At 43.1% G+C, this 26,102-nt stretch carries 23 protein-coding genes; 19 read left to right on the forward strand and 4 right to left on the reverse strand.

Features of this window, described 5'->3' with window-relative positions:
• The first annotated feature begins 66 nt into the window (after positions 1–66).
• The 17 genes from proS (at position 67) to MUB50_RS07060 (ending at position 19,052) form a co-directional block, all read left to right on the forward strand.
• On the forward strand, positions 67–1,506 hold the full coding sequence (proS, locus tag MUB50_RS06980) for a proline--tRNA ligase (RefSeq protein ID WP_015527114.1): 1,440 nt from the start codon (positions 67–69) through the stop codon (positions 1,504–1,506).
• Between the two features lie 275 nt (positions 1,507–1,781).
• Positions 1,782–3,122, forward strand: a complete 1,341-nt coding sequence (locus tag MUB50_RS06985; RefSeq protein WP_118624047.1) for a CCA tRNA nucleotidyltransferase — start codon at positions 1,782–1,784, stop codon at positions 3,120–3,122.
• 59 nt (positions 3,123–3,181) lie between these two features.
• A complete protein-coding gene (locus MUB50_RS06990) occupies positions 3,182–4,156 on the forward strand; it encodes a hypothetical protein (RefSeq protein ID WP_118624045.1) in 975 nt (324 codons plus the stop codon).
• A 98-nt stretch (positions 4,157–4,254) separates the two neighbouring features.
• Entirely contained in the window at positions 4,255–5,988 is a 1,734-nt protein-coding gene (locus MUB50_RS06995) for a phospho-sugar mutase (protein WP_118624043.1), read from the forward strand.
• Positions 5,989–6,091: 103 nt separating this feature from the next.
• A complete protein-coding gene (locus tag MUB50_RS07000) occupies positions 6,092–6,385 on the forward strand; it encodes an HU family DNA-binding protein (protein ID WP_270427032.1) in 294 nt (97 codons plus the stop codon).
• A gap of 73 nt (positions 6,386–6,458) precedes the next feature.
• Positions 6,459–6,698 (forward strand): RNA-binding S4 domain-containing protein, encoded by a 240-nt coding sequence (locus MUB50_RS07005; RefSeq protein ID WP_015527118.1) that lies wholly within the window; start codon positions 6,459–6,461, stop codon positions 6,696–6,698.
• A gap of 90 nt (positions 6,699–6,788) precedes the next feature.
• Positions 6,789–7,070: a sporulation protein YabP gene (gene yabP, locus MUB50_RS07010; RefSeq protein ID WP_173753898.1), complete on the forward strand. Its 282-nt coding sequence runs from the start codon at positions 6,789–6,791 to the stop codon at positions 7,068–7,070.
• 111 nt (positions 7,071–7,181) lie between these two features.
• Positions 7,182–7,496, forward strand: a complete 315-nt coding sequence (locus MUB50_RS07015; RefSeq protein WP_227752318.1) for an FtsB family cell division protein — start codon at positions 7,182–7,184, stop codon at positions 7,494–7,496.
• Positions 7,497–7,615: 119 nt separating this feature from the next.
• On the forward strand, positions 7,616–9,109 hold the full coding sequence (locus tag MUB50_RS07020) for a SpoIIE family protein phosphatase (protein WP_118624041.1): 1,494 nt from the start codon (positions 7,616–7,618) through the stop codon (positions 9,107–9,109).
• Between the two features lie 25 nt (positions 9,110–9,134).
• Positions 9,135–10,577, forward strand: coding sequence for a tRNA lysidine(34) synthetase TilS (gene tilS / locus MUB50_RS07025; protein ID WP_244790303.1), 1,443 nt, complete (start codon positions 9,135–9,137; stop codon positions 10,575–10,577).
• Complete coding sequence (gene hpt / locus MUB50_RS07030; protein ID WP_118513120.1) at positions 10,574–11,101, forward strand: hypoxanthine phosphoribosyltransferase; 528 nt, start codon at positions 10,574–10,576, stop codon at positions 11,099–11,101. Before tilS ends, hpt begins: the two co-directional genes overlap by 4 nt.
• Positions 11,102–11,117: 16 nt before the next feature.
• A complete protein-coding gene (gene ftsH / locus MUB50_RS07035) occupies positions 11,118–12,965 on the forward strand; it encodes an ATP-dependent zinc metalloprotease FtsH (RefSeq protein WP_118624037.1) in 1,848 nt (615 codons plus the stop codon).
• A gap of 820 nt (positions 12,966–13,785) precedes the next feature.
• Positions 13,786–14,334 carry a hypothetical protein gene (locus tag MUB50_RS07040; RefSeq protein WP_118624035.1) on the forward strand — a complete coding sequence of 183 codons (549 nt, stop codon included), beginning with the start codon at positions 13,786–13,788 and terminating at the stop codon, positions 14,332–14,334.
• Between the two features lie 41 nt (positions 14,335–14,375).
• Positions 14,376–14,759, forward strand: coding sequence for a hypothetical protein (locus MUB50_RS07045; RefSeq protein ID WP_118624033.1), 384 nt, complete (start codon positions 14,376–14,378; stop codon positions 14,757–14,759).
• Positions 14,760–15,076: 317 nt separating this feature from the next.
• Positions 15,077–15,772: a hypothetical protein gene (locus MUB50_RS07050; protein WP_118624031.1), complete on the forward strand. Its 696-nt coding sequence runs from the start codon at positions 15,077–15,079 to the stop codon at positions 15,770–15,772.
• Positions 15,773–16,008: 236 nt separating this feature from the next.
• Positions 16,009–16,269, forward strand: a complete 261-nt coding sequence (locus tag MUB50_RS07055; RefSeq protein ID WP_244790305.1) for a hypothetical protein — start codon at positions 16,009–16,011, stop codon at positions 16,267–16,269.
• Positions 16,266–19,052: a metallophosphoesterase gene (locus tag MUB50_RS07060; protein ID WP_244790307.1), complete on the forward strand. Its 2,787-nt coding sequence runs from the start codon at positions 16,266–16,268 to the stop codon at positions 19,050–19,052. Before MUB50_RS07055 ends, MUB50_RS07060 begins: the two co-directional genes overlap by 4 nt.
• 97 nt (positions 19,053–19,149) lie before the next feature.
• Here MUB50_RS07060 and MUB50_RS07065 read toward each other — a convergent pair whose 3' ends face one another.
• Both MUB50_RS07065 and MUB50_RS07070 read right to left on the reverse strand, forming a co-directional pair.
• Positions 19,150–19,344: a hypothetical protein gene (locus tag MUB50_RS07065; RefSeq protein ID WP_118624027.1), complete on the reverse strand. Its 195-nt coding sequence runs from the start codon at positions 19,342–19,344 to the stop codon at positions 19,150–19,152.
• Positions 19,341–19,625, reverse strand: coding sequence for a transposase (locus MUB50_RS07070; RefSeq protein ID WP_244790309.1), 285 nt, complete (start codon positions 19,623–19,625; stop codon positions 19,341–19,343). The genes MUB50_RS07065 and MUB50_RS07070 overlap by 4 nt, the downstream gene beginning before the upstream one ends.
• Before the next feature lie 461 nt (positions 19,626–20,086).
• On the opposite strand from MUB50_RS07070, the gene MUB50_RS07075 reads away from it, so the two are divergent.
• Positions 20,087–22,204 (forward strand): glycoside hydrolase family 13 protein, encoded by a 2,118-nt coding sequence (locus MUB50_RS07075; RefSeq protein ID WP_118624023.1) that lies wholly within the window; start codon positions 20,087–20,089, stop codon positions 22,202–22,204.
• Between the two features lie 80 nt (positions 22,205–22,284).
• On the opposite strand, the gene MUB50_RS07080 is transcribed toward MUB50_RS07075, so the two are convergent.
• Both MUB50_RS07080 and MUB50_RS07085 read right to left on the reverse strand, forming a co-directional pair.
• A complete protein-coding gene (locus MUB50_RS07080; RefSeq protein WP_022427364.1) occupies positions 22,285–22,596 on the reverse strand; it encodes an ArsR/SmtB family transcription factor in 312 nt (103 codons plus the stop codon).
• A gap of 124 nt (positions 22,597–22,720) precedes the next feature.
• Positions 22,721–25,033, reverse strand: a complete 2,313-nt coding sequence (locus tag MUB50_RS07085; protein WP_244790311.1) for a heavy metal translocating P-type ATPase — start codon at positions 25,031–25,033, stop codon at positions 22,721–22,723.
• Positions 25,034–25,045: 12 nt separating this feature from the next.
• On the opposite strand from MUB50_RS07085, the gene MUB50_RS07090 reads away from it, so the two are divergent.
• Positions 25,046–25,909, forward strand: coding sequence for a hypothetical protein (locus MUB50_RS07090; RefSeq protein ID WP_244790313.1), 864 nt, complete (start codon positions 25,046–25,048; stop codon positions 25,907–25,909).
• The last annotated feature ends 193 nt before the right edge of the window (positions 25,910–26,102 follow it).

A 26,102-nucleotide genomic window follows, 5' to 3' on the forward strand; every position in this document is an offset into this window, starting at 1 on the left:
CCGGATTGCTGTGGCTGCCTGACAGCCGGCAATATGTAACAGATCACAAGAAAAAGGAGATTTATCATGGCAAAAGAAAAGAAATTAGTACAGGCCATCACATCTATGGATGAGGATTTTGCTCAGTGGTATACAGACGTTGTTAAGAAGGCTGAGCTTTGTGGCTATACAAGTGTTAAGGGCTGTATGGCAATCAAACCTGCAGGTTATGCGATCTGGGAGAATATCCAGCATGAGCTTGACCGCAGATTTAAAGAGACCGGTGTAGAGAATGTTTACATGCCGATCTTTATTCCGGAGTCTCTTCTTGATAAAGAGAAAGATCATGTAGAAGGTTTTGCTCCGGAGGTTGCATGGGTGACTCATGGCGGCCTTGATCCGCTGCAGGAGCGACTTTGCGTGCGTCCGACTTCCGAGACTCTGTTCTGCGATTTCTACCAGAAAGAGATCCAGTCCCACAGAGATCTTCCAAAGGTATATAATCAGTGGTGTTCCGTTGTACGCTGGGAGAAGACAACACGTCCCTTCCTTCGTTCCAGAGAGTTCCTGTGGCAGGAGGGACATACTGCTCACGCAACAGCTGAGGAAGCGGAGCAGCGCACCATCCAGATGCTGAACATCTATGCAGACTTCTGCGAGGAAGTTCTTGCGATTCCGGTCATCAAAGGCCAGAAGACAGATAAAGAGAAATTTGCAGGTGCTGAGGCTACTTACACCATCGAATCTCTGATGCACGACGGTAAGGCTCTCCAGTCCGGTACAAGCCATAACTTCGGAGATGGCTTTGCCAAAGCATTTGGAATCCAGTACACAGATAAAGATAACACCCTGAAATATGTTCACCAGACATCCTGGGGAATGACAACTCGTATGATCGGTGCTATCATCATGGTTCACGGTGATAACAGCGGACTTGTTCTTCCTCCGAGGATCGCTCCGGTACAGACTGTGATCATCCCGATCCAGCAGCGTAAAGAGGGCGTTATGGAGAAGGCTGACGAGCTTCTTGCAGCACTGAAGGCAGCAGGTATCCGTGCAAAGGTTGATGCGACAGACAAGAGCCCGGGATTCAAGTTTGCTGAGCAGGAGATGCGTGGTATCCCGCTTCGTGTGGAGTGTGGACCGAAGGATATCGAGAACGGCCAGGCAGTTCTCTGCAGAAGAGATACCCGTGAGAAATACACAGTATCCTTCGAGGAGCTTGCAGATAAGGTAAAAGAGCTTCTGGATACCATTCAGCATGATATGCTGGAGCGCGCACGTGCACACAGAGAGGCGCATACTTATGTAGCAAAGAATTATGAGGAGTTTGGCGAGATCATCAACAGCAAGCCTGGCTTTATCAAAGCTATGTGGTGCGGAGATCGTGCGTGTGAGGACAAGATCAAGGAAGATTTCCAGGCAACATCCAGATGTATGCCGTTTGAGCAGGAGCAGTTAAGCGACGTTTGCGTATGCTGTGGAAAACCGGCTAAGAAGATGGTTTACTGGGGACGCGCATACTAAAAAATATAGCAGGCCACTTCAAAAAAGTGGGACGATCATATTGTAGAAACAACGGCGGGGCAAAATATGCTCCGCTGTTTTTATGAATCTATGTTATAATAGCGTTAAGGAAAACATATCAGAATATTATTCGGCTGCTGACATGGAGATAATACAGCGAAATGTAAACGTGTTTTGAACGCAGATCGCGAAGCGACTGCGTTCATGAGCAAGTAGCGAAGCGGATTGCGAATGTCCGCTTTACCGGACAGCAGCGATCATCAAGAGGAGTTATTATGACGATTAACATACCACAAAAGGCAGAACAGATCCTGCGTACTCTCAATGAAGCCGGCTATGAGGCATATGTTGTTGGCGGCTGTGTCCGGGATTCCATCCTGAACCGGGTGCCTGGGGACTGGGATATCACTACCTCCGCACTTCCGGAGCAGGTGAAGGCGCTTTTTCACAGAACTGTAGATACGGGGATTCAGCATGGAACAGTAACTGTAATGATGGGCAAAGAGGGCTTTGAGGTGACAACCTACCGTGTAGACGGAGAATATCATGACGGCCGCCACCCGGATGCTGTGACCTTTACCAGAAGTCTTGAGGAAGATCTGAAACGAAGAGATTTTACCATTAACGCCATGGCTTATCATCCGGAGCATGGACTGGTGGATCTGTTTGGCGGAATGGAGGATATCAATAGGAAGATCATCCGTTGTGTCGGGGATCCGGTGGAACGTTTTACAGAGGATGCTCTTCGGATGCTCCGTGCAGTGCGTTTTTCCGCACAGCTTGGTTTTACTGTGGAAGAGAATACGAAAGCGGCACTGGCACGGATGTCGGGGAACCTGGAGCATGTCAGTGCAGAGCGTATCCAGACAGAGCTTGTAAAGCTCCTGGTATCAGATCATCCGGATTACCTTCGGACAGCCTGGGAGACAGGCCTTACCCGGGAATTTCTTCCGGAATTTGATGCTTGTATGGAAACAGCGCAGAATACCCCCCATCACTGCTGCAACGTAGGCGAACACATTCTGAAAAGCCTTACGGAGATTGAGAATGACAGGCTTCTTCGTATCACCATGCTTCTTCACGACATTGCCAAGCCGGTTGTAAAAAAGACAGACGAGAATGGAAGAGACCACTTTAAGACTCACGGACCGGCAGGCGAAAAGCTGGCAGGAAAGATCCTGCGCCGTCTGAAATTTGATAATGTAACGATCCGAAATACCTGTCGGCTGATCCGATATCATGATCTTCGTCCCACACCGGATGCCGAGGATGTGCGGAGAGCTGTGAATCTTATCGGAGAAGATCTTTTTCCGCTGTATCTGAAAGTACAGAAGGCAGATCTTTTATCCCAGAGTACTTACAAGAGGGAGGAGAAGCTGGCACGGTTAGGCGGTGTGACGGAAGCTTATCAGGGGATCCTTGAAAGAGGAGAATGTACATCCCTGAAAACCCTGGCAGTTTCCGGAAAGGATCTTATAAAGGCAGGACATCCGGCCGGGCCGGCACTGGGAGCACTGCTCGAAAGACTTCTAGACTGTGTGCTGAAAGATCCAACCCTTAATACAAAAGAAAAACTTCTTGAAACAGCAGAAAAAGACAGCATAAAAACCGAATAGAATAACAAAAATCCCCCCTGCATAAGATAGAACGTAAAATAAGGCAGGGGGGAACTTTTTTGTATGATTATGGTTTGAGCGTGCTGGAGCAGTATGGGCTTACGGCTTCATTCTCCGTCAGGGTGCGGGGGGCACTTCTGTGCCGGACAGAAAAAGGTCCGGTGATACTCCGGGAATTTCATGGCTCGGAAAAAAAGCTTTCCATGCAGCAGCAGCTTCTTGAAAAAATGAAGGAACAGAACTGTCTTGTGGACGCCTATCTCAGAAACAGGGAAGGTGTACTGGTAAGCAGGGACAAAGATTCTGTTCCATATACTGCACAGTTCTGGTTTGAGGGACGGGAATGTGACACGAGATCCGAAAACGATATTTTAAAAAGCATCCGGACTCTGGCACAGATACACAAGATCATGCAGCTTCCTGTGGAAATGGATTATGCGGGAAGAAATCTGCAGGAAGAATATATCCGGCATAATCAGGAAATGAAAAAAATACGCCGTTTTATCCGAAAAAAAGGAGCGGTCAATTCTTTTGAGAAAGATTATCTGAAAAGCGTGGAATGGTTTCTGCAAAAAGGAGAAGAAGCGGCAGCTATGCTGGAAACCACGGATTATAAAAATCTGCGGCAGCAGTCTCTTCAAAGCGGCAGTATCTGTCATGGCGAATATAATCAGCATAATGTGCTGATGCTTGGGAAAAACACAGCGGTGACGAATTTCAGCCACTGGAGCTTTGATGTGCAGATGGCAGATCTGTACCGCTTTATGCGGAAAATCCTGGAGAAATACAGCTGGGATCTGCACCTCGCGCAGAAGATGCTTTCTGAATATGATTCCGTGCGGCCGCTCTCAGAGTCTGAGTGGCAGAACCTGAGAGTCCGGTTCTGTTATCCGGAAAAATACTGGAAACTGGCAAATCATTATTATACACATAACAAGGCTGTGATCTCCGGAAAAAATGTGGAAAAGCTGAGAACCCTGATTTATCAGAAAAAACAGTGGGAGGAATTTTCAAAACAGTGCTTCAGACAGTAATGATTCTGAATGTAACGAAAACAAAACTTCCCTTTTTCTGAAAATTGTTATATAATACTAAGTATCTTATATAAAGAAACAGGGAGGTATTTTGGAACATGGATTATAAAGAAATCTATAATCAGTGGCTTGAAAACCCATACTTTGATGAGGCGACAAAGGAAGAACTGAAAGCGATCAAAGACGACGAAAATGAGATCAAAGAGCGTTTTTATATGGATCTTGAGTTTGGTACGGCAGGCCTGCGTGGTATCATCGGCGCAGGTACCAACCGTATGAATATTTATGTGGTAAGAAGAGCGACCCAGGGGCTTGCCAACTATATTGCCAAGGTTGACAAGAAATCTCAGGGAGTTGCCATCGCATATGATTCCCGTCATATGTCACCGGAGTTTGCCCAGGAAGCAGCACTTTGCCTGGCAGCAAACGGAATCAAGGCTTATATCTTTGAGACACTTCGTCCGACACCGGAGCTTTCCTTTGCAGTACGTCATCTGGGCTGTGTGGCAGGTATCAACGTAACAGCCAGCCACAATCCTCCGGAATACAACGGATACAAGGTTTACTGGGAGGACGGCGCGCAGATCACACCACCTCATGATTCCGGTATCATGGGCGAGGTAAAGGCAATCTCCGACTGGAATACCGTAAAGACCATGGATAAGGAAGAAGCAGTAAATGCAGGACTTTTCGAAGTGATCGGACAGGCTGTCGATGACGCTTACATGGCAGAGCTTAAGAAACAGATCATCCATATGGATGCGATCCAGGCAGAGGGCAAGAACCTGAAAATCGTTTACACACCTCTTCACGGAACCGGCAATATTCCGGCCAGAAGGATCCTTAAGGAGCTTGGATTTGAGAATGTATATGTAGTACCGGAACAGGAGCTTCCGAATGGGGATTTCCCGACAGTCAGCTATCCGAACCCGGAGGCAGCAGAGGCATTTGAGCTTGGCCTGAAGCTTGCGAAGGAAGTTGATGCAGACATCGTACTTGCTACAGATCCGGATGCAGACCGTCTTGGCGTTCGCGTAAAGGACAAAAACGGAGAGTATCATGATCTTACGGGCAACATGTCCGGATGCCTTCTTGCAAACTATGAGCTGAGCCAGAGAAAGGCTGTAAACGGAAGCCTTCCGGAGGACGGAGCTCTTGTAAAGACTATCGTTACAACAAACCTGGCAGATGCCATTGCCAAGGGATACAACGTGAATCTTATCGAAGTACTTACCGGATTCAAATACATCGGACAGCAGATCCTCGGATTTGAGAACAGTGGCAAGGGTACATATCTTTTCGGATTTGAGGAGAGCTACGGCTGCCTGATCGGAACCTATGCAAGAGACAAGGATGCCATTGTTGCTACCATGGCACTTTGCGAAGCTGCTGCTTACTATAAGACACAGGGCAAGACTCTCTGGGATGCAATGATCGATATGTATGAGGAGTTCGGCTACTATAAGGATGCCATCCAGGCAGTTACCATGAAGGGTATTGAGGGACTTCAGAAGATCCAGGAGATCATGACAACACTTCGTCAGAATCCGCCTGCCGAGTTTGCCGGACATAAGGTGACTGCTGTACGTGACTACAAGCTGGACGAGATCACAGATCTTGCAACAGGTGAGAAGAAGCCGACAGGACTTCCGAATTCCAATGTTCTCTACTATGAGCTTACCGATGATGCATGGGTTTGCGTAAGACCGTCCGGAACAGAGCCTAAGGTTAAATTCTATTATGGCGTTAAGGGAACATCTCTTGCAGATGCAGACGAGAAATCCGATGCAATGGGCAAGGCTGTTCTTGAAATGGTTGATTCCATGAAATAATAAAATGGGTCACATTCCGCCTGTAATATGCGAAAAACCTTGACATTATAAGCCAAAAGCGGTATATATATAAAGCAAAGTCAAAAATAAGAGAACATCAATTATAGGAGGAAACACCATGAATAAAACAGAGTTAGTGGCAGCAATGGCGAAAGACACCAATCTTTCCAGAAAAGATGTAGAAGCTGTTCTGAAATCTTTTATCGATGTTGTAACAGACGAACTGAAAAAAGGCGAGAAGATTCAGCTGGTTGGATTTGGAACTTTCGAAGTAAGCACAAGAGCTGCAAGAGAGGGAAGAAATCCTCAGACTGGTGAGACCATGACGATCGAGGCTTCCAAGTCTCCGAAGTTCAAAGCAGGAAAAGCTTTAAAGGACGTTGTCAACGGCAAATAATCTGTTGGTTCAGAGTGATAACGGCAGGGGAAACCGGTTTTTGGTTTCCCCTGCTTTTTTAGGAGGAAAAATTATGCGTCTTGATAAATATCTGAAGGTATCCAGACTGATCAAACGCCGTACGGTGGCAAATGAAGCCTGCGATGCAGGAAGAGTTCTGGTCAATGACAAGCCGGCTAAGGCTTCTGTACAGGTAAAGACCGGTGACACTGTGGAGATTCAGTTTGGAAGCCGTAATGTAAAGGTTGAAGTCTTGGAAGTTAAGGAAACGGTAAAAAAAGATGAAGTGGAAAGTATGTTCCGCTATATCTGATGCAGGGACAGCTGCCGTTTGGGCGTGATGGTCTATTCCGGATGGATTTTTCATAAAATAAAAGAGAAATCATCCCCAGGGAGGTATGGATTGGACGAGAAGAGAACGGCAGCATTTCACAGTCTGATGCTGGAGCGGCAGAAAGGTGGCACCATAACGGGAATCCGGGAGGTGATCTCTTTCGATGAAAAAGAAATACTGCTGCATACAGAGGAAGGAAAGTTATCCATAAAAGGCGAAGGACTTCATGTAAAACATCTTGATCTGAAAAGCGGGCAGCTTAGCCTGGAGGGAAAAATCGACAGTCTTACCTATCTTGGCAGGAAAAAAGACAAAAAAGAAGGATCCCTTTTAAAAAGACTGTTCCATTAAAGCTAAAAAGACAGCAAACCGGTTGATATTTTTTTGAAGAAGTTGTAAAATCTGGATGTATAAGCTCGTAAAAGGTAAAGAGATCAGATCGTGTAAAAAAGGAGCAGCAGATTGAAAAATCCAAAAAAGGGAAAAGAAAAAAAACGGATCGGATATAATTATCTTGGCATGGCGGGGATCATGGTGATCGCACTGGTGTTGCTGGGAAGCCTTATGCTGCAGAGTAAGACTCTGGAACGGCGCAGGGATTATTATGATTCCAAAGCTACAGCACTGGAGAAGTCGATTGAAAGTGAGAAGGAACGTACCAAGGAGATCGAAGCAGAGAAAGAATATATGAAGACCGACGAATATGTGGAAGAGGCGGCTCGTGAGAAGCTGGGACTTGTGAAAGACAACGAGATCGTGTTTCAGGAAGAAAAATAGCTGAAAATCAAAGGTTTCGACGAAATTTTTTTTGACATTTTCGTGCGGCTTTGACAGATATTTCAGGGATCTTCCTTTATAATGTTCAGTCAGTGAAGGTTATAAGGGGAGGGGAAAATATGCAGGAATGGATCATTGCCATGCTCGTAGTCAGCATATTGCTGATACTCCGGGACATGGCAAAAACTGTCTTTTCGGGAAAAACGAAGGAAAAAGAAGAAATGCTGCCGCTTTGTGAAAGCCATCCCCAGAAGGAAAAAGTGGAACGGTATGCAGCATCCTTCCGGAAGCTTGCGGATACATTCTACGGAATGCCTTACCGTAAGGAATTTTTGAGCGGAGGACAGCTGAACCGTATCATATCGGACACCAGTGCGGCTGTATGTTCCAGATGTTATCAGAGAGAGATCTGCTGGGGAGAGCATGCGGGGGAAACCATGCGGGGCAGTGAGAATATGATCCGTACCATGGAGGAAGGCAATGAGGAGAATATCCAGAGAGCCCGCAGTGAATGGATGAGAGCATGTGGCCGTTCCGCCCAGTATTTTCAGGTCCTGAATGAGGGATTTCGGGAAGAAAGGCAGAATCTCGTGTGGGACAACCGGATGATCGAAAGCCGGCTTGCAGTTGCACAGCAGCTGACGGAGATCTCGAGGATTATGGATCATATGGCAGAAGAGCTGTATGATATCATGCCGGCAGATCAGCAGTTTCAGGAAGATCTGAAAAAGGCTCTTCGTAAAAAGCATGTACTTGTAAAAAATGTCTGGGTCATGGATAAGATCGAAGGAAGACGGCAGATATTTTTGAATCTGAGAGCCAGGAGCGGACAGTGTGTCTCCACGACGGAAATCGCACAGATCCTGTCCAGAATCTGCGGAAGCTCCATGACGCCGGACACCGGCAGCCGCAGTATTGTAAATGGAGATTTTCGTATGGTTCATTTTGTGGAGGATGTCAGTTATCAGATGCTTTACGGAGTAGCGCGGCTTACAAGAGAAGCGGAAAAAGTTTCCGGAGATAATTATATCTGTCGTCAGGAAGAGGATGGCAGGTTTTTTCTCTGTCTGTCTGATGGGATGGGTTCCGGAATAGAAGCGTTTAAAGAAAGTGAGATCGTGGTAGAACTTCTGGAACAGTTTCTGGAATCCGGCTTTTCTCAGGAGACAGCTGCCAGAATGGTGAATTCCGCATTGCTGTTGAAAGGACGGGAAGGGATGTTTTCTACTGTCGATATCTGTGCGGTGGATCTTTATACCGGGATTTGTGATTTCCTGAAAGCAGGGGCGTCTTCCACATTTATTAAAAGAGATCACTGGGTGGAATCCATTGCTTCGGAAAATCTTGCCGCAGGCCTGGTTCAGCAGTTGGATTTTGATACTGCATCAAGGAAGCTTTATCATGGAGATTATCTGATCATGATGACAGATGGAGTTCTGGATGCACTTCCTGCAGAACGGGAAGAAGAAACTATGAAGGAGATCATTATGGATGTCCGGGAAAAAGAGCCCAGGGAGATGGGACGGGGAATACTGGAAAGGGTCCTGGGATACAGCGATTATCATGCCAGGGATGATATGACAGTAGTTGTGGCAGGATTGTGGAAAAAATAGAGTATTTTTGGTTACAGGAGAAAAAATGATCACACGTGTAAGAAAATATATCAGAGACCATCAGATGCTGAAAGCAGAGGATATGGTTGTGGCAGGGGTTTCCGGAGGGGCAGATTCCATAGCAATGCTTCATATTCTGAAAAATCTTCAGAAAGAGATCGGTTTTTCCATGGAAGTGGTTCATGTCCATCATGGGATCCGGGGCCAGGAGGCGGACCGGGATGAGCAGTTTGTGGAAAAAATCTGCCGGGATTGGGGAATTCCTTTCCGGTCCAGGCATTATCCGGTTCCGGAGCTTTCCGGAAAGTGGAAGCTGGGAGAAGAAGAAACCGGAAGGATCGTGCGAAAACAGGCGTTTCAGGAGGAAAAAAAGAGACTTGGTTTTTCCGGGGAACAGTCAGAAAAGAACGGACAGTTCCGGATCGCACTGGCACACAACCGCAACGATCTGGCAGAGACTATGCTGCATCATCTGGCAAGGGGAACCGGTATCCGGGGACTTTCCGGGATACAGGCGGTAAACGGTGAGATCATCCGGCCGGTTTTGTGTTTAGAACGGAAGGAGATCGTCAATTATCTGAAGGAGAGAGGTATTTCCTATATCACAGACAGTAGCAATCTTTCAGATGACTATACAAGAAACCGGATCCGTAACCATATTCTTCCGGCTATGGAACAGAAGATCAATGCAAAAGCGGTGGAGCATATGGCAGAAACCGCACGGGTTCTGGCAGAAGCAGATTCGTATCTTCAGAAAAAGGGAAGGGAGCTTCTGGCAAGCTGCCGGAAAGAAAATGGCTATCTTCTGGATGAAAAATTTTTTGCACAGGATCCTATCCTTCAGGAATATGCGGTGATGGAGGCATTTGAGATACTGGCAGGAAAACGTAAGGACTTTACCTCTCTTCATGTGGACCAGGTCCTTTCGCTTCAAAAAAAAGAAAACGGTCGTTATATCAACCTTCCGGAATCGCTGCGGGTAATACGACAGTATGGAGGGGTATGTCTGAAAAACAACTCTGCATCAGACAGAGAGAACGCTGCTTCCACTGAAAAAAAAGTATCGGCAGGTCTCAGAGAAATGTCTATGGAGCTTCCGGTACCTGGGATTCTGGAAAGTCCTTTCGGAGTTTTTGAGTCGAAAATTTTTTCTTATAAGAAACAGAAGATTGAAGAAAAAAAGTATACGAAATGGTTTGATTATGATAAAATAAAAGATAGTCCATGCGTTCGGACCAGAAGACAGGGAGATTATCTTACTGTAAACAGTGAAGGCGGAAAAAAGAAGCTGAACCGGATCTTTATTGATGAGAAGATTCCGGCGGAGATGAGAGACAGGATTCCGGTTGTTGCGGCAGGATCTGAGATACTCTGGATCCCGGGAGGACGGATGAACGAGAAGTATAAGATCACTTCCACTACAGGGAGAGTGTTAGAATTACATTACCAAGGAGGAGCTTTAGCATGAGCGAAAAAATCAGGGTTTTACTCAGTGAAGAAGAGGTAGATGCCCGTATCCAGGAAGTTGCAGACATGATCAACAAGGATTATGAAGGAAAAGATGTACACATGATCTGCGTTTTGAAAGGCGGCGTTTTCTTTATGTGTGAGCTTGCCAAGAGGATCACACGCCCGGTAACACTGGATTTCATGTCTGTGTCCAGTTACGGTGATGATACGAAATCCAGCGGTGTTGTAAAGATCGTCAAGGATCTGGATCAGCCACTGGAAGGGAAAGATGTTCTGATCGTAGAGGATATCATTGATTCAGGCAGAACCTTAAGCTATCTGCTGCGTATCCTGAAGGGCAGACATCCGGCAAGCATCAAACTCTGTACACTTCTTGACAAACCGGAGAGACGTGTGACAGATGTAGAGGTAGATTACTGCTGCTTCAATATTCCGGACGAGTTTGTAGTAGGATACGGACTTGATTATGCCCAGAAATACAGAAACCTTCCTTACATCGGAGTAGTGGAGCTTCAGGACTGAAAGGAGATTTAACCAAGTGAGCAAGCATTCAGGTAAGATAGGCCTGTACCTTCTGCTTATTGTGGCACTGATCGCAGGATATCTGTATCTCAATGACCAGGTATCTACCCAGGGCAGCTACACAATGGGCCAGCTGGAAAAGGCTCTGGAAGAAGACAAAGTGACGGATGCGGTGATCCATCAGAACAGAGAAGTGCCCACCGGTTATGTAACAGCAAACATTGTTTCAGACGGTCAGAAGACAGTCTACGTAACCGATGTAAAGGAAGCGGAGGAGCTTCTTGAAGAACATGGTATCGATCCGACGATCCGCAATGTACCCAAGGACAGCTCCATGATCGGAACGGTACTTCCGGTAGTGCTTACCGGCGCGATCCTTATCTTTTTCTTTATGATGATGAACCGGCAGATGTCCGGAGGCGGCGGAAGCAATGCGAAGATGATGAACTTCGGAAAAAGCAGAGCAAGGATGTCATCCCCTGATGATAAGAAAGTAACATTCAAAGATGTTGCAGGTCTTCAGGAGGAGAAGGAGGATCTGGAGGAGGTAGTTGACTTCCTGAAATCCCCTCAGAAGTATACGAAGGTAGGTGCCAGGATCCCGAAGGGAGTGATCCTTGTGGGCCCTCCGGGAACAGGTAAAACCCTTCTCGCGAAGGCAGTTGCAGGAGAGGCCGGAGTTCCGTTTTTCTCCATTTCTGGATCCGATTTCGTGGAGATGTTTGTTGGTGTCGGTGCTTCCCGTGTACGAGATCTTTTTGAAGAGGGCAAGCGTCATGCACCGTGCATCATCTTTATTGATGAGATCGATGCGGTAGCCCGTCAAAGGGGAACCGGTATGGGCGGCGGCCACGATGAGAGAGAACAGACGTTGAACCAGCTTCTTGTAGAGATGGATGGTTTTGGAGTAAATGAAGGAATCATCGTAATGGCAGCGACCAACCGTGTGGATATTCTGGATCCTGCGATCCTCCGTCCGGGACGATTTGACCGTAAAGTCGGTGTGGGACGCCCGGATGTCAAGGGCAGAGAAGAGATCCTTATGGTCCATGCCAAGGACAAACCGCTGGGAGATGATGTGGATCTTCGCCAGATCGCCCAGACAACCGCAGGATTTACAGGCGCAGATCTGGAGAACCTTCTTAACGAAGCTGCCATTGATGCTGCAAAAGAGGGTCGTCCTTATATCATGCAGAAGGATATCAAGAAAGCATTCATCAAGGTTGGGATCGGTGCAGAAAAGAAGAGCAAGGTCATCTCTGATAAAGAGAAAAAGATCACAGCTTATCATGAAGCAGGCCATGCGATCCTGTTCCATGTACTTCCTCATATGGATCCGGTATACACCATTTCCATTATTCCTACGGGAATGGGAGCTGCCGGCTACACCATGCCGCTGCCGGATAATGATGAGATGTTTAATACAAAGAACAAAATGCTGGAGGATATCACCACGCTTCTTGGCGGACGTGTGGCTGAGGAGATCATCTTCGGAGATATCACCACCGGTGCCTCCAATGATATCAAACGTGCCACAGAGACTGCACGCTCTATGGTAATGAAATACGGCATGTCTGAAAAAATCGGTCTGATCGCTTACGGCAACGATGACGATGAGGTATTTATCGGCCGTGATCTGGCACATACCAGAGGCTACAGTGAGGAAGTGGCAAGAGAGATTGATGGGGAGATTTCCCGTATCATCCGTGAGTGCCATGAGAATGCAGAGAGCATCATCCGTGAGAATATCGGCGTTCTTCACAGCTGTGCGGCCCTTCTTCTCGAGAAGGAAAAGATACATCGTGAAGAGTTCGAAGCACTTTTTACAACAGAAAAAGAAGAGGTTGCAAAAACAAACGAATAAAATGCACAAAAAAATATATTGAATTTTGTGAACTTTGTGCACACTTTTTGGTGGACACATGGTACTATAAATACCGTAAAAACCCCCCAATACATTATATAGTTTTTGCTACACCCCATAAGAAGAAATACCTTCTCCAAAAAAGGCAGCCTAACCAGCTGTCTTTTTTACTTTGTCTAAAACAGGCCTTTTGGCTACGGCTAATAAAAGTGGACAGCAGGTGGACAGCCCCCCCCTTAAACACGGACAGCAGTGTTGACCATAAAAAGTGGTCAGTGCTGCTGTTTTTTTCTCAGATAATTTTGTATAGTATATATGAGGAGATAAGACGTGAATGAAATATTTTATACGAGATAGAAAAGAACTGCTTGTGAGGGCTTGAAATACCTCGTATATGCTGCAAATATGTAAGTTACGTTTGAGTAGATAAAAGCCGAAATAGGGCGAATTACAAGGCATTAAAGCAGGAATAGACAGAGAGATATCTGCCTTGAAGAATGGAAAGAGTATGTAGACAAAGTATTATTAATGTCCAGGAGAGGTAAAATATGATAATTGATGATAGAACATTTATAGTAAATCCTGCAGTTGAGGGCAGTCTCATTTATATAATAGCCAAAAAATGGTAATAAAAAGAAAAGTGTTGCCTGGCAGACTACAGTTGGTTTTCATCCGTGATTAAATTATTCATATGGATACACTCATTGTTAATATCAGATAAGAGATATATAGATTAGCGTTAAAATAGACGGAACGCTGTCTATTTTTATAGTGGTATGTTAAAATATAATTATGAGGTAAGGTGAGGAGGCATCATTATATGGGGAAAATAGTTCGAAAAAGATATGTGACAGAGGAAGCGGTTAAAAAAGCTTTGAAAATAGATTCTTTTAGGAATGTGTCTAAGGATAAGTTGATGCAGTTTGCTTCAATGATTCCATATATGGATAAAGATGTGGCCATTGCGATAATAAATCAATTTCCTGAATTTGCAGATTTTGGGAAAATATTAATCGCGAATTATATGCATATATGTGATAATATTCTTGAGAAAAACCATGAAGGTCACATGGCTGCTGTTCATGGATATCAGACCATATTGGATGCAAATGCAAAGAAATTGGAAAAAGATGAAATAACAGAAGAGGAAAGAAAAGCGATTACAGAGGACATGATTGCAGTTGCAGACAAAATTGCTGAGCTTGATTTAAGAAATAAAAAATTCTATGAAAGAATGGGATCTAAAGCATTAATTGCAGTCATTGCAGTTGCAGGGGTTGTTGGGGCTGCTATTGGCGTAAATTGTGCATTTGGGAATAATAGTGGTGAATTACCAGATATTGATGATGATAATGAAGAAGATGAATAAGATTTTTATAGCAGTTATAATACTATATTTAGAGAGAATGAATGGGTGATGTAATGGTAATTAAAAATATTCCAAAATCTGAAGCCGAAAAGTATAGATTATTGCTTTCGGAATTACGACCAGAGTGGAGAACTGAAATCATAGCTGAGGATTACAATCTATATAAATTAGGGTTAATAGATGAAATTCCTTGCTTCCTTAATATAGAAGCATCTTACGAACAGTTAATCGAATTGCATATGGATATTATGGATATGGAAATTGCTGTATATCACAATGAAGATTTGAAGTGCAAAAGTCCAGTGAATATGACTCCTGAGGAAAAAAGAGAATATAATCTATGGAAAGAGGCTGAAAGTGAATACAAAAGATATGCTTCTATTGCTTCAATAGTTGATTATTGGTTACCGAGACAATCGAAATGATAATGAAAGAGAATTGTTTTAGACTTGTAGTATCATAGATTTATATTTAATGTATTTGTTAAAAAAATGGTTATATTTTCTATTAACCATTGAGAATGTTGAAAAACAAGAATAAAATAATCATATAAAGTCTTTTGACATAAAACAGCTATAAAGTGAGATGAGAAATACAAGGGATAGAAAAGTAAATATTGTTAAAGACCATGAAGGAACGATTTTAATAAGTAAGTAATGCTAAAAGAATGATTGCCCCACAAGATTTCTTGTGGGGCTAAAGAAAAAATATGTGAAAAACTCAAGAAATGAGGATCGAATGTATGAAAGAGATTAAAAATATTTTAAAAGAAGTGTTATTGATATGCTGTATAGCAGGACTCATTTTTTCGTTGACGTCTTATGAGAATTATTCAGAAGTGTCTGCGGCATCAAAAGCTTCATATAAAATTGTTAACAAAAGACAAATAAAACAGTATAAAGATCATAAGGCAGAATATCTCTATCAGCTTCCGCAATTGAAGGGGAAGAGTGCTGCCATAAAGAAAATTAACAAGTCAATCATGACTGATTACAAGAATACATTTAAATATAAAAGAAGATTGTTTGATTACTTTGAGGTTTTAAAAAAGTCATCACATAATTATATTTACTGTACATATAAATGTAAAGTTACATATAATCAAAAGGGATATGTTTGTTTTAAATTTACGAGTAGTTGGTATGCCGGAGGTGTTGGTAATACAAGTGAATATGGCTTAACTTATCGATTAAGAGATGGCAAGAAAATGGGGATTCAAGATGTAGTTTATGGTAAGAGATCGTCTGTTAAGAAAAAGATAGCGGACACTTATGCAAGAAAAATCTCTAGAACAGGGTATAGACCAATTATGAAAATGAATTATTCGGATTTTGATTATTATATCAAACCAGGTAAAAAAGTAATCGTATGTTTTGGTCCATATAAGCCTAATAGAGGAAATGGACATGTATCGATTGCTGTGAAGGGTAAAATCTGAAATTTTGAATGATTTCAAAAGTATAATAGTATTATATAGAAGGGATATTAAGAGGTTGTGATATTGTAAATTTTGTGTCACAGCCTTTTATGTTTGGTTTTATGAGAAATATGAGGAGACCATTAGTGACATACGTGTATATAGATTAATAGCAAAGTAGTTGTAATGTTGTAAAAGAAGAGTATAGTGTATATTATATCATACAGATATAATATATAAGAAAAGGGGTGTATTACTTGAAAGCTGTATCGAAGTCTGCAAGGGTAAGTCCAGAAGCAAAGCGTATTATTAAGGAATTGAAAAGCGGAGAATTGGAAGTGAGAAATGTTCCAGAAAAATTTGCTTTAGATTCTAATGTTGTAAAAGCAGAAAGAAAATTGGGATTGAGAAAAAGCGGTCATCGAGGTTTTGATGTAATCACACAAACATTTTTTGTAGAAGAAGATTGGTTTCATAAAGAGTCGTCAGGTAATCTTGTTTCAAGATGCATAAGATGACCTTTGATTCTTTTGAGGAATATTATGGATTTTTGGATGGTGATATATACGAAGATGCTTGTTATTATCAGTATGCATTTGAAGATGAATTTTCCCAAAATCTTAATCTTGATATAGATCGATTGACAAAAGTAAAAAGTTTTGTGACAGAAACCGTAGATGATTATTTGTGTGAATGGTCAAAGGATGAAATTGAATCATATAAGCGTTGTGAAAAAGTAAATAAGAAATGCGTAAAACAGTGGTTGGATAAATTCAATACTTGTGATACATATGAACAATTCAAAAAGGTATGCGGTAATTATAAAAAATCAACGGTTTCACAATATAAATGTGTAGAATTCTTCTTTTTCCAGTATGCTTTTGATGCTCAGTGTAACAAAAAGCATTTGGATGTGCTTATGGAATATCTGTCAAAGGATTATTATATTGGTGGTAATGTAGTATTGGGCTTGTGCTTGATTCATACGCCAGAAGTCATTCTTGATAAATATGATTTTTCACAAGGATCGATTACAACCAATAGGAAGCGAAAAAAAGAAGTAAAAGATTTTGTGGAAGACTTGAAAAATCAGGATGTTGAGAAGACTGTAGTAGGTTATTTTGATAGAGCAACACATTTTTATTGTGAAGAAACAAAAGTGTATCGCTATTATAGCTACCAAGGCAGAAAAACTTTGAATCAGTGGCATAGTGTAGATGTATGTCGAGCTTTTGAGACATTCGATGAATTTATCAAGTATAGAAATGGTAATTTGACAAATTGTGACTTATCAGGAGCCATTGATTTGAATGATGATTTTTCAAAATATATAACTGATGATACAACAAAATTACCGATTAATGAAGATGCAAATCTGAGTTGCAAGGTATTGAAAGTATATAAGAATGGGGAATTTGCAGTATGTCAATTTTGGAGTAATGAAGATAAAAAAATTGTAAAACAGAAGGTACATAGATTTCCATATTTCTTTGATTTTGTGACATTTTTGAAAGGCGATTTATCTGGTGCAGATATGTTATTCTGTACTGGCATGAAAAATCTTTCCGATATAGACGGAATTAACTTGAGTGACGTGAAAATGACCAGTGAATTATGCAAACAATTTAATGTTCAATATAAAACATATGATTATGATGAAAAACTCATTGGTGAGTTCCCAACAGTTGAAAAGAATGAAGAAGAAACGGCATTGGTATTACAATTGTCAAGGGAAATTGTTGCATCTGACAGCAGTATACTTTTCGAAAATCTTGGAAGTATGTTTTTATGGGATTCTAACAGAATTAGCTACATTTCTGATTTACATTTAATGCATAGAATTAAAAATGCAGGATGTAAATCAAAGGAAGATGTTGTTTTTACAATACAAAAAATTATTGATGACATTTTGGCTGAAAGTACGAATTTAACACTTATCGGTGGAGATATGTCATCAGAATTTTCGCTATTTGAATTGTTTGTGAAAATGCTTAGAAAATCAGCTGGCTCAGGAAGACGAAATTTTGTATTTGTTCTTGGTAATCATGAACTATGGGATTTTCCGGGACTGTCAGTGGATGAGATTGTTGATAAATACAGAACCGTATTAAAGGAAAATGGAATGTACTTATTGCATAATGATTTGTTTTATAGAAATGAATCTGATGACATGGGGATTATTCCATATAATGAATTGATACAGTTAGATAATCAGGCTATTCTGGAAAAATTGAGATGTACAAGATTGGTGATTTTGGGTGGTCTTGGATTCTCTGGTTACAATGAAGAATTCAATGCAAATGATGGTGTGTATCGAGAAACTGTTGATAGAAATACAGAGATTCAGGAGAGTAAAAAGTTTGAACAGTTATATGATAAATTGACAGATGTGTTAGCAAGGAAAAATACAGTCATCTTTACGCATACACCAAAGAAAGATTGGTGTGCAGATGCAAATTGTCATGATGATTTTGTATATGTCAGTGGTCATACACATAGGAATATGTTCTTTGACGATGGTGTAAAAAGGATATATGCTGATAATCAGATTGGGTACAGAAATGAAAGTCCGTATCTGAAGAATTTTTTGATGGATGGAGAGTATGATTATTTTGGTGACTATGAAGATGGCATATATGAAATTACATCTCAGGAATATCAAGATTTTTCTCGTGGAAAGAATATATCAATGACATTCAATAGGCAAGTTAATATTCTTTATATGTTGAAAAAGAATGGGTATTATTGCTTTATTCATAAAACAAAGACAGGTTCGTTGGCGATATTGAATGGTGGAGCATTGAAAAAATTAGATGTGAAAGATGTGAATTATTATTATGATAATATGGATTCAATGATTGCATCTATTGAAACACCTTTGAAAAAATATACAGCTTATCAGGAAAGTATTGCCGATGAAATTAGAAAAATTGGTGGGCGTGGATGGATTCATGGCTGCATCATTGACATTGATTATTATAATCATGTATATGTGAATCCAGTAGATATGACAGTACGAAGTTATTGGGCATTGGATATTATTAACAAGCTTGTATATCCAACTGTACCAGCATTGTTGAAAAATAACTGTCCGGAATTATATGTTAACTATTTGAAATTGATTGAAGGGGAAAAATCAAATCCTTTAGCAATGAAACGGACAAAGAAAAAAGTATCATTGTTGCCACAAGAATATTTGGAAACAGATATTTATAAAGCATCTCGTGAGATAAAAAAGATGCAGAAATTGAATTCAAATGTTCTGACAACATGGTATGATATTGTTCCGCAGTCGGTGTAGAATATAATCCAACGCATGCCTGGGTAGTGTAAATTATTCTATAAACCTATGATTTTATCATCAATCTGAGAGGTTTACACAGAATAATTTACACTACCTAAATAGCCTTGATTTTGGCTTTTACTGATTCCCGACGCTTTTCAGCATTGGAAGGAACATGTTTCAGCCATGCGCGATAACCAGAACGTGAAACGCCAAGTATTTTCAACATTCCGGAGACAGAAACACGGCGTTTAGCCTTGCGGGCTGCTTCTGCCTTCTCAGTAACTTTGAGGTAAATGGCTTCCGTCATTTTCCCAGAATGTTGGTGGCTTTTTTTAATACATCAAGTGCATCCTGTGCATCACGTAGTTCACGCTTTAAACGTGCAATTTCTTTTGCTTCATCAGAAGCATAGTTGCCGGAACCACGGCTCTCAATGTCTCCGGTATCACGCAGTTCTTTCTGCCAGCGAGACAGTGTCTGATGACTGATTCCTAAGTTTGAAGCGCAACCCCGCAATCCTAATTCTCTGTGATCATGATAATACTGGATTGCATCCAATTTAAATTGTTTGTCATAGTGCTTTGCCATAATGAGATCCTCCTTCAGTGCGGTAACTACATAGTACCATAAAATTTGTAATTAGGGATTCTCATTTTGACTTATACTATTTATATTCTAGCACCAAGTGTGTTATTAGATGGAGGTGTGCCAGTGACGGAGGTTGCCCGAGATTTGGGACATAAGAAAATTACAACAACAATGGATTCATACTACAAACCGAGAGCCGTAGCTGGAATTACTAGCCAAAAAAGTAGTGTATTTGCAGCAACGGTGACTATGTCAGGTTGGACAGCAGTAGGTAAGGTACCGTGAACCGCATAAAATAAGGGAAAATTGGGTGATGTTCCATAACCAGCTGCCTTTTTTACTGCCCAAAAATAAAAGGCGAATTACGGAGAAAACATATATATATATATGCTTGCGGGATGGAAAAAATTAAGATAATATATTTAAAAACATGGTACTAAAAACGGAATGAGGAAAATAGAATGTTATATGAAAGCATGGAGACTGCAAAGAAGATGCGGTATATACTCAATATGAGTCCGGTATTAAATAAAGACGCAATGTTCAGTGACGGGACGGAATATTACCGTACACCTGTGGATCCACGGGAAGGTGATACAGTTACGATCCGTTTTCGTACCCAGAGAAATAATGTGGACAACGTCTGTCTTGTGCATGACGGAGAATATCTGGAAATGAAGTGGGAAAAAACTTCCGGAAGCTTTGATTATTATACTGCACAGATCGTAATGGGAAAAAATCCTGTACGATATTACTTTGAGATTCATTCAGGACTTGTTACCTGTTATTATGATACAAATGGTGTAAGCACCAGACATGAGGAAAGGACAGAATTTGAGATCTATCCCGGATATCATGTGCCTGAGTGGCTGAAGGGTGCTGTGATGTATCAGATTTATGTAGATCGTTTCTGTAACGGAGATCCTTCCAATGATGTGGAAACAGGGGAATATTTCTATATCGGGGACACTTCCGTAAAAGTGGATAACTGGGAAAAGGTTCCGGCTGTGATGGGTGTCCGGGAATTTTATGGCGGCGATCTTCAGGGAGTTATGGATAAGCTGGATTATATTCAGGAGCTTGGAGTGGATGTGATCTATCTGAATCCGATCTTTGTCTCTCCCAGCAACCATAAGTATGACTGTCAGGATTACGATCATATCGATCCGCATATCGGAAGGATCGTAGAGGACTGTGATGGTCTGTTAAGTCCCGGAGACAGTGACAACAGTCATGCCCTTAAGTATATCCGCCGTGTGACCAATAAACGGAATTTGGAGGCCAGTAATAAGCTTTTTCAGGAGCTTGTGGAGGAAATTCACAGAAGAGGAATGAAAGTGATCCTGGATGGGGTATTTAACCATTGCGGATCCTTTAATAAATGGATGGACAGGGAACGGATCTACGAAAATCAGGAAGGCTACGAAAAGGGGGCCTATGTTTCGGCGGACAGCCCTTATCGTTCTTTCTTCTGCTTTCAGGATCAGAACCGCTGGCCCTATAATCCAACCTATGACGGCTGGTGGACCCATGATACCCTGCCAAAGCTGAACTACGAAGAATCTGAGGAGCTTTGCCGGACGATCCTTGATGTGGGCAGAAAATGGGTTTCGCCGCCGTATAACGTAGACGGATGGAGACTGGATGTAGCTGCAGATCTGGGCCACAGCAATGATTTTAACCATCACTTCTGGAAAGCGTTCCGGAGGACAGTAAAAGAAGCCAATCCTGATGCAGTGATCCTTGCAGAACACTACGGAAATCCGGAAAGCTGGCTTCGCGGTGATGAGTGGGATACAGTTATGAACTATGATGCTTTTATGGAGCCTGTAACGTGGTTCCTGACCGGAATGGAGAAGCACAGTGATGAGTACCGGGAGGACCTTTATGGCAACAGTGAGGCCTTTATCGGGGCGATGAAGCATCATATGCAGTCTTTGCATATGGGAGCGCTTTATGGAGCCATGAATGAGCTTTCAAACCATGACCATTCCAGATTTCTGACAAGAACCAATCACAGAGTGGGAAGGCTTTCCTACGCAGGCGCAGAGGCAGCATCTGCAGGTATCAATCCTGCTATCATGAGAGAGGCTGTTGTGATCCAGATGACGTGGCCTGGTGCGCCCACGGTATATTACGGGGATGAAGCCGGTGTCTGCGGCTTTACAGATCCGGATAACCGCAGAACTTATCCCTGGGGAAAAGAAGACCAGGAGATGCTGGACTTTCACAAACGTATGATCTGCATACACAAGGCATATCCGATTCTTGCAAAGGGGTCCCTGGAATTTCTGTGGAACGATCATCAGGGCTTGAGCTATGGTCGTTTTTCTGATTCTGAACAGATCATAGTGATCCTCAATAATCAGGATCAGGAGAGAGACATAAGGGTAACAGCCTGGAAAACCGGTGTAAGCCGGAAAGAAGCAACGGCTTTTCAGCGCCTGATGCTTTCTTCCGGAGAGGGTTATACGGAAATGCCGGAAGAATATATTGCAGATGCAGGGATTCTTCAGGTGAAGATGCCTGCATACGGAGCGATGGTGCTTCACCACAGGGCAAGGGATAAATACAAATGATGTACGAGTAAGGCAGAGAAAAAAGCCAATCTGTTCTTCCATTAGGAAGCGGATTGGCTTTTTTCATTGTGTTTTATGGGTTATTCTTCTGTAACGTGTTCAAGTCCCTGATTCATGATGGTTGCCACATGGCTGTCTGCCAGGGAGTAGTAAATGGTTTTTCCATCTCTTCGAAATTTGACCAGTGACATCTGCTTCAGTACCCGGAGTTGATGTGAAATAGCACTCTGGGTCATGGAAAGACGATCGGCAATATCCTGAACACAGAGCTCTTCTACAGAAAGTACGTACAGGATACGGATCCTGGTAGGATCACCGAAAACCTTGAACAGGTCGGCAAGCCGGTACAGTGTATCATCATTGATCGGGTAATCTATATGTGTTTTCTTCATTTGCGCATCCTCCAAACTGTTAACTTCTATTGTAGCTGAAAAAAACGCACCGGTCAAATTCTTTTCTGCATCACTGGGGAGTTGTATGGATCCGCTGCAGGATATCTGCCCTGCAGAACGGATCTTATTTTTTATACAGGATACGAATGGAATTCAGCACGCAGATCATGGCAACGCCAGTGTCTGCAAATACGGCCATCCACATGTTGGCATGTCCGGCAAGACCAAGGATCATAACTGCGATCTTGATCACCAGGGCAAATATTACGTTCTGCCATGCAATACGGTTTGTGCTTCGTGCAATGGTGATGGACTGAGGGATCGCATCTACATTGGAATTCATAAATACGGCATCTGCGGCTTCAATGGCAGCATCTGCACCGCTTCCCATGGCAGCGCCTACATCAGCACCTGCAAGAACAGGAGCGTCGTTGATACCGTCACCAACAAACATAACAGTTCCATGTGCCTGGCGGACCTTTTTCAGGGCATTGAGCTTATCCTCCGGAAGAAGCTTTGCATAGATCTCATCAATCCCGGCATCTTTTCCTACAGCCTGTGCACTGTCTTCGGAGTCTCCGGTAAGCATAACAGTGTGGAGACCAAGTTTTTTCAGAGAAGCAATGGCTTCCTTTGCGTCAGGTTTGATGGTATCGGAGATCAGCATATATCCTGCGAAGGTTCCGTTTACTGCCATAAATACTTCAGAGCCGTAAGCGGCTTCCTTTAATTCTCCGATTGTAACTCCGAATTTATCCATCAGCTTGCGATTTCCGCAGAGAACTTTTCCCTCCGGCATTTCCGCAACGATCCCGTGACCGGAAATTTCTTCCAGGGAGATCGGTTTTTCAAATTGGATCTCACGTTCCTTTGCGGCAACAACGATGCTGTTCGCAATAGGATGTGTGGAGTTCTGTTCACAGCCTGCACACATGGAAAGGAGTTCATTTTCCGTGTATTTACCGGTGGCAACAACCTTCTGAAGCTGGAAGTTGCCTTCTGTGATAGTGCCGGTCTTATCCATGATCACAGCGCCGAGCTTACTTAATCCTTCGATGGAAAGGCCACCCTTGAAAAGGATGCCCTTTTTGGAACCGGCACCGATCCCGGAGAAGAAGGCCAGCGGGATACTAAGTACAAGAGCGCAAGGGCAGCTCATTACCAGGAAAGTAATAGCTGTGTAGATCCAGTAATGCCAGTTTCCGGTAACAAGGGATGGGAGTATGGCAGTTGCCACTGCGATTCCTACAACACAAGGAGTATAAACCCTGGCAAAGCGTGTGATAAAGCGGTCGATCTTCGGTTTGCTTGCTGCCGCGTTTTCTACGGAATCCAGAATACGAGTGACCATGGATTCTTCCAGAGGTTTTTCCACGCGGATCTTAAGCTGTCCGGAGGTGTTGACGCAGCCGGAAGTGATCTCATCACCTTCATTTACAGCAACCGGTACAGGCTCTCCTGTGATCGGAGAAGTGTCGATACGGCTGTTTCCCTCAATTACGATACCATCAAGAGGAATGCGGTCTCCGGGACGGACCAGAAGAATGTCTCCGATCTGAGCCTCTTCAGAGGGAATTACCTGGATATCATCGCCCGTGACTAGATTTACTACTTCCGGACGAAGGTCTACGGCATCCATGATCTGTCCGCGGCTTCGTTCAACGGCTTTTTCCTCAAAAAGCTCTCCGATGCGGTAGAAGAGCATAACGCCTACGGCCTCAGCGGAATCATTGATGGCAAAAGCGGCAAGTGTTGCAATGCTCATGAGAAAGTTTTCGTCAAAAATCTGTCCGTGAGAGATGTTTTTGGCAGCTTTTACAACGATAACACCACCAAGTGCCAGGTATGCGATCACAAATACAGGAAGAGTGGCACTGGTGCCGAAGCCTTTGTGTTCCATGATCTCTCCGGCAACGAAGAGTACTGCACCGATGATAATACAGATGATATCTACGTTTTCCCTGGAGAAAAATTTCTTCTTGTAAGCGGTTGGGTGAGTCACTGCTTTTGTGGACTGAGCCTTTGGTTTCGGATCCTTTTCTTTTACAAGAACTTCGGATTCAATGGATGTACAGATCTTACGGATCTGATCCAGGTATCGGTCCGGATTCTTTGCAGTTAAGCGAAGCTGTTTTGTTGCAAAAGTGATGGTTGCTTCGGAAATGCCTTCAAGGTTTGCGATTTGTTCCTCCATTTTGGAAGCGCAGTGAGCGCAGCCCAGATTTTCCAGAAGATAGGTCTTAGTTGTTGTGTCAGTGGAAGCTGCCGGAGCTGGATTTCTCGGAACAACTTTAACTTCAGACTCAATGGATGTGCAGATCTTGCGGATCTGCGGAAGCAGAGCGTCTGGATCTGCAGCCCCTAAGCGAAGCTGTTTTGTCGCAAAAGTAATGGTAGCGCTTTCTACGCCTTCAAGAGCCTGGATCCGTTCCTCCATTTTGGAAGCACAGTGAGCGCAGCCGAGGTTCTCCAGAATATAGATACGCTTTGCGGTGAGAGCATTGTGGGAGTGAACGTGGTGCTCATGATCATGATCCCCGCAGCCACAGCCGCAGTGCTCGCCATGGTGGTGATGGTGCTCGTGTTCATGATGTTCGTGCTCGTGCTCCTCGCAACCACAGCTACAGTGTTCATCGTGGTGCACATGCTCGTGTTCATGGTGTTCGTGTCCGTGCTCCTTGCAACCACAGCTACAGTGTTCATCGTGGTGCTCATGTTCATGATGTTCGTGCTCGTGCTCCTCGCAACCACAGTTACAGTGTTCATCGTGGTGCACATGCACATGCTCATGTTCATGATGTTCGTGCTTATGCTCCTCGCAACCACAGCTACAGTGTTCACCGTGGTGCACATGCTCATGTTCATGGTGTTTGTGCTCGTGCTCCTCGCAACCACAGTTACAGTGTTCATCGTGGTGCACATGCTCATGTTCATGTTCATGGTGTTCGTGCTCGTGCTCCTCGCAACCACAGTTACAGTGTTCATCGTGGTGCACATGCTCATGCTCATGGTGTTCGTGCTCGTGCTCCTCGCAACCACAGTTACAGTGTTCATCGTGGTGCACATGCTCATGTTCGTGGTGTTCGTGCTCGTGCTCCTCGCAACCACAGTTACAGTGTTCATCGTGGTGTTCATGCTCGTGTTCGTGGTGCTCATGGTCGTGATCTTCGCAGCCACAGCCGCAGTGCTCGTCATGGTGGTGATGGTGCTCATGATCATGATGTGCTTCATGCTCATCATGGCTGTGATGCGCATGATCGTGACCACAGCCGCAACCGCAGGAATTTGCGGACTCCATGGAATCTTTCTTTAATTTTTCTTCCATATGAACTCTCCTTGCTGATTTGTTTGTCTTTTTATATGAATATATGAATTAATGTTCATATGACTATTTAATCATATATAAAAATCTTTGTCAACAGCTTTTCAAAAAACGGATCAAAGAAAAGTGAAATTTATTGCAAAAGAAATATAGAAAATATTAATATATTCTGAAAAAATAATCT

The organism is Blautia sp. NSJ-140, assembly GCF_022868965.1.
Taxonomy (GTDB): domain Bacteria; phylum Bacillota; class Clostridia; order Lachnospirales; family Lachnospiraceae; genus Blautia_A.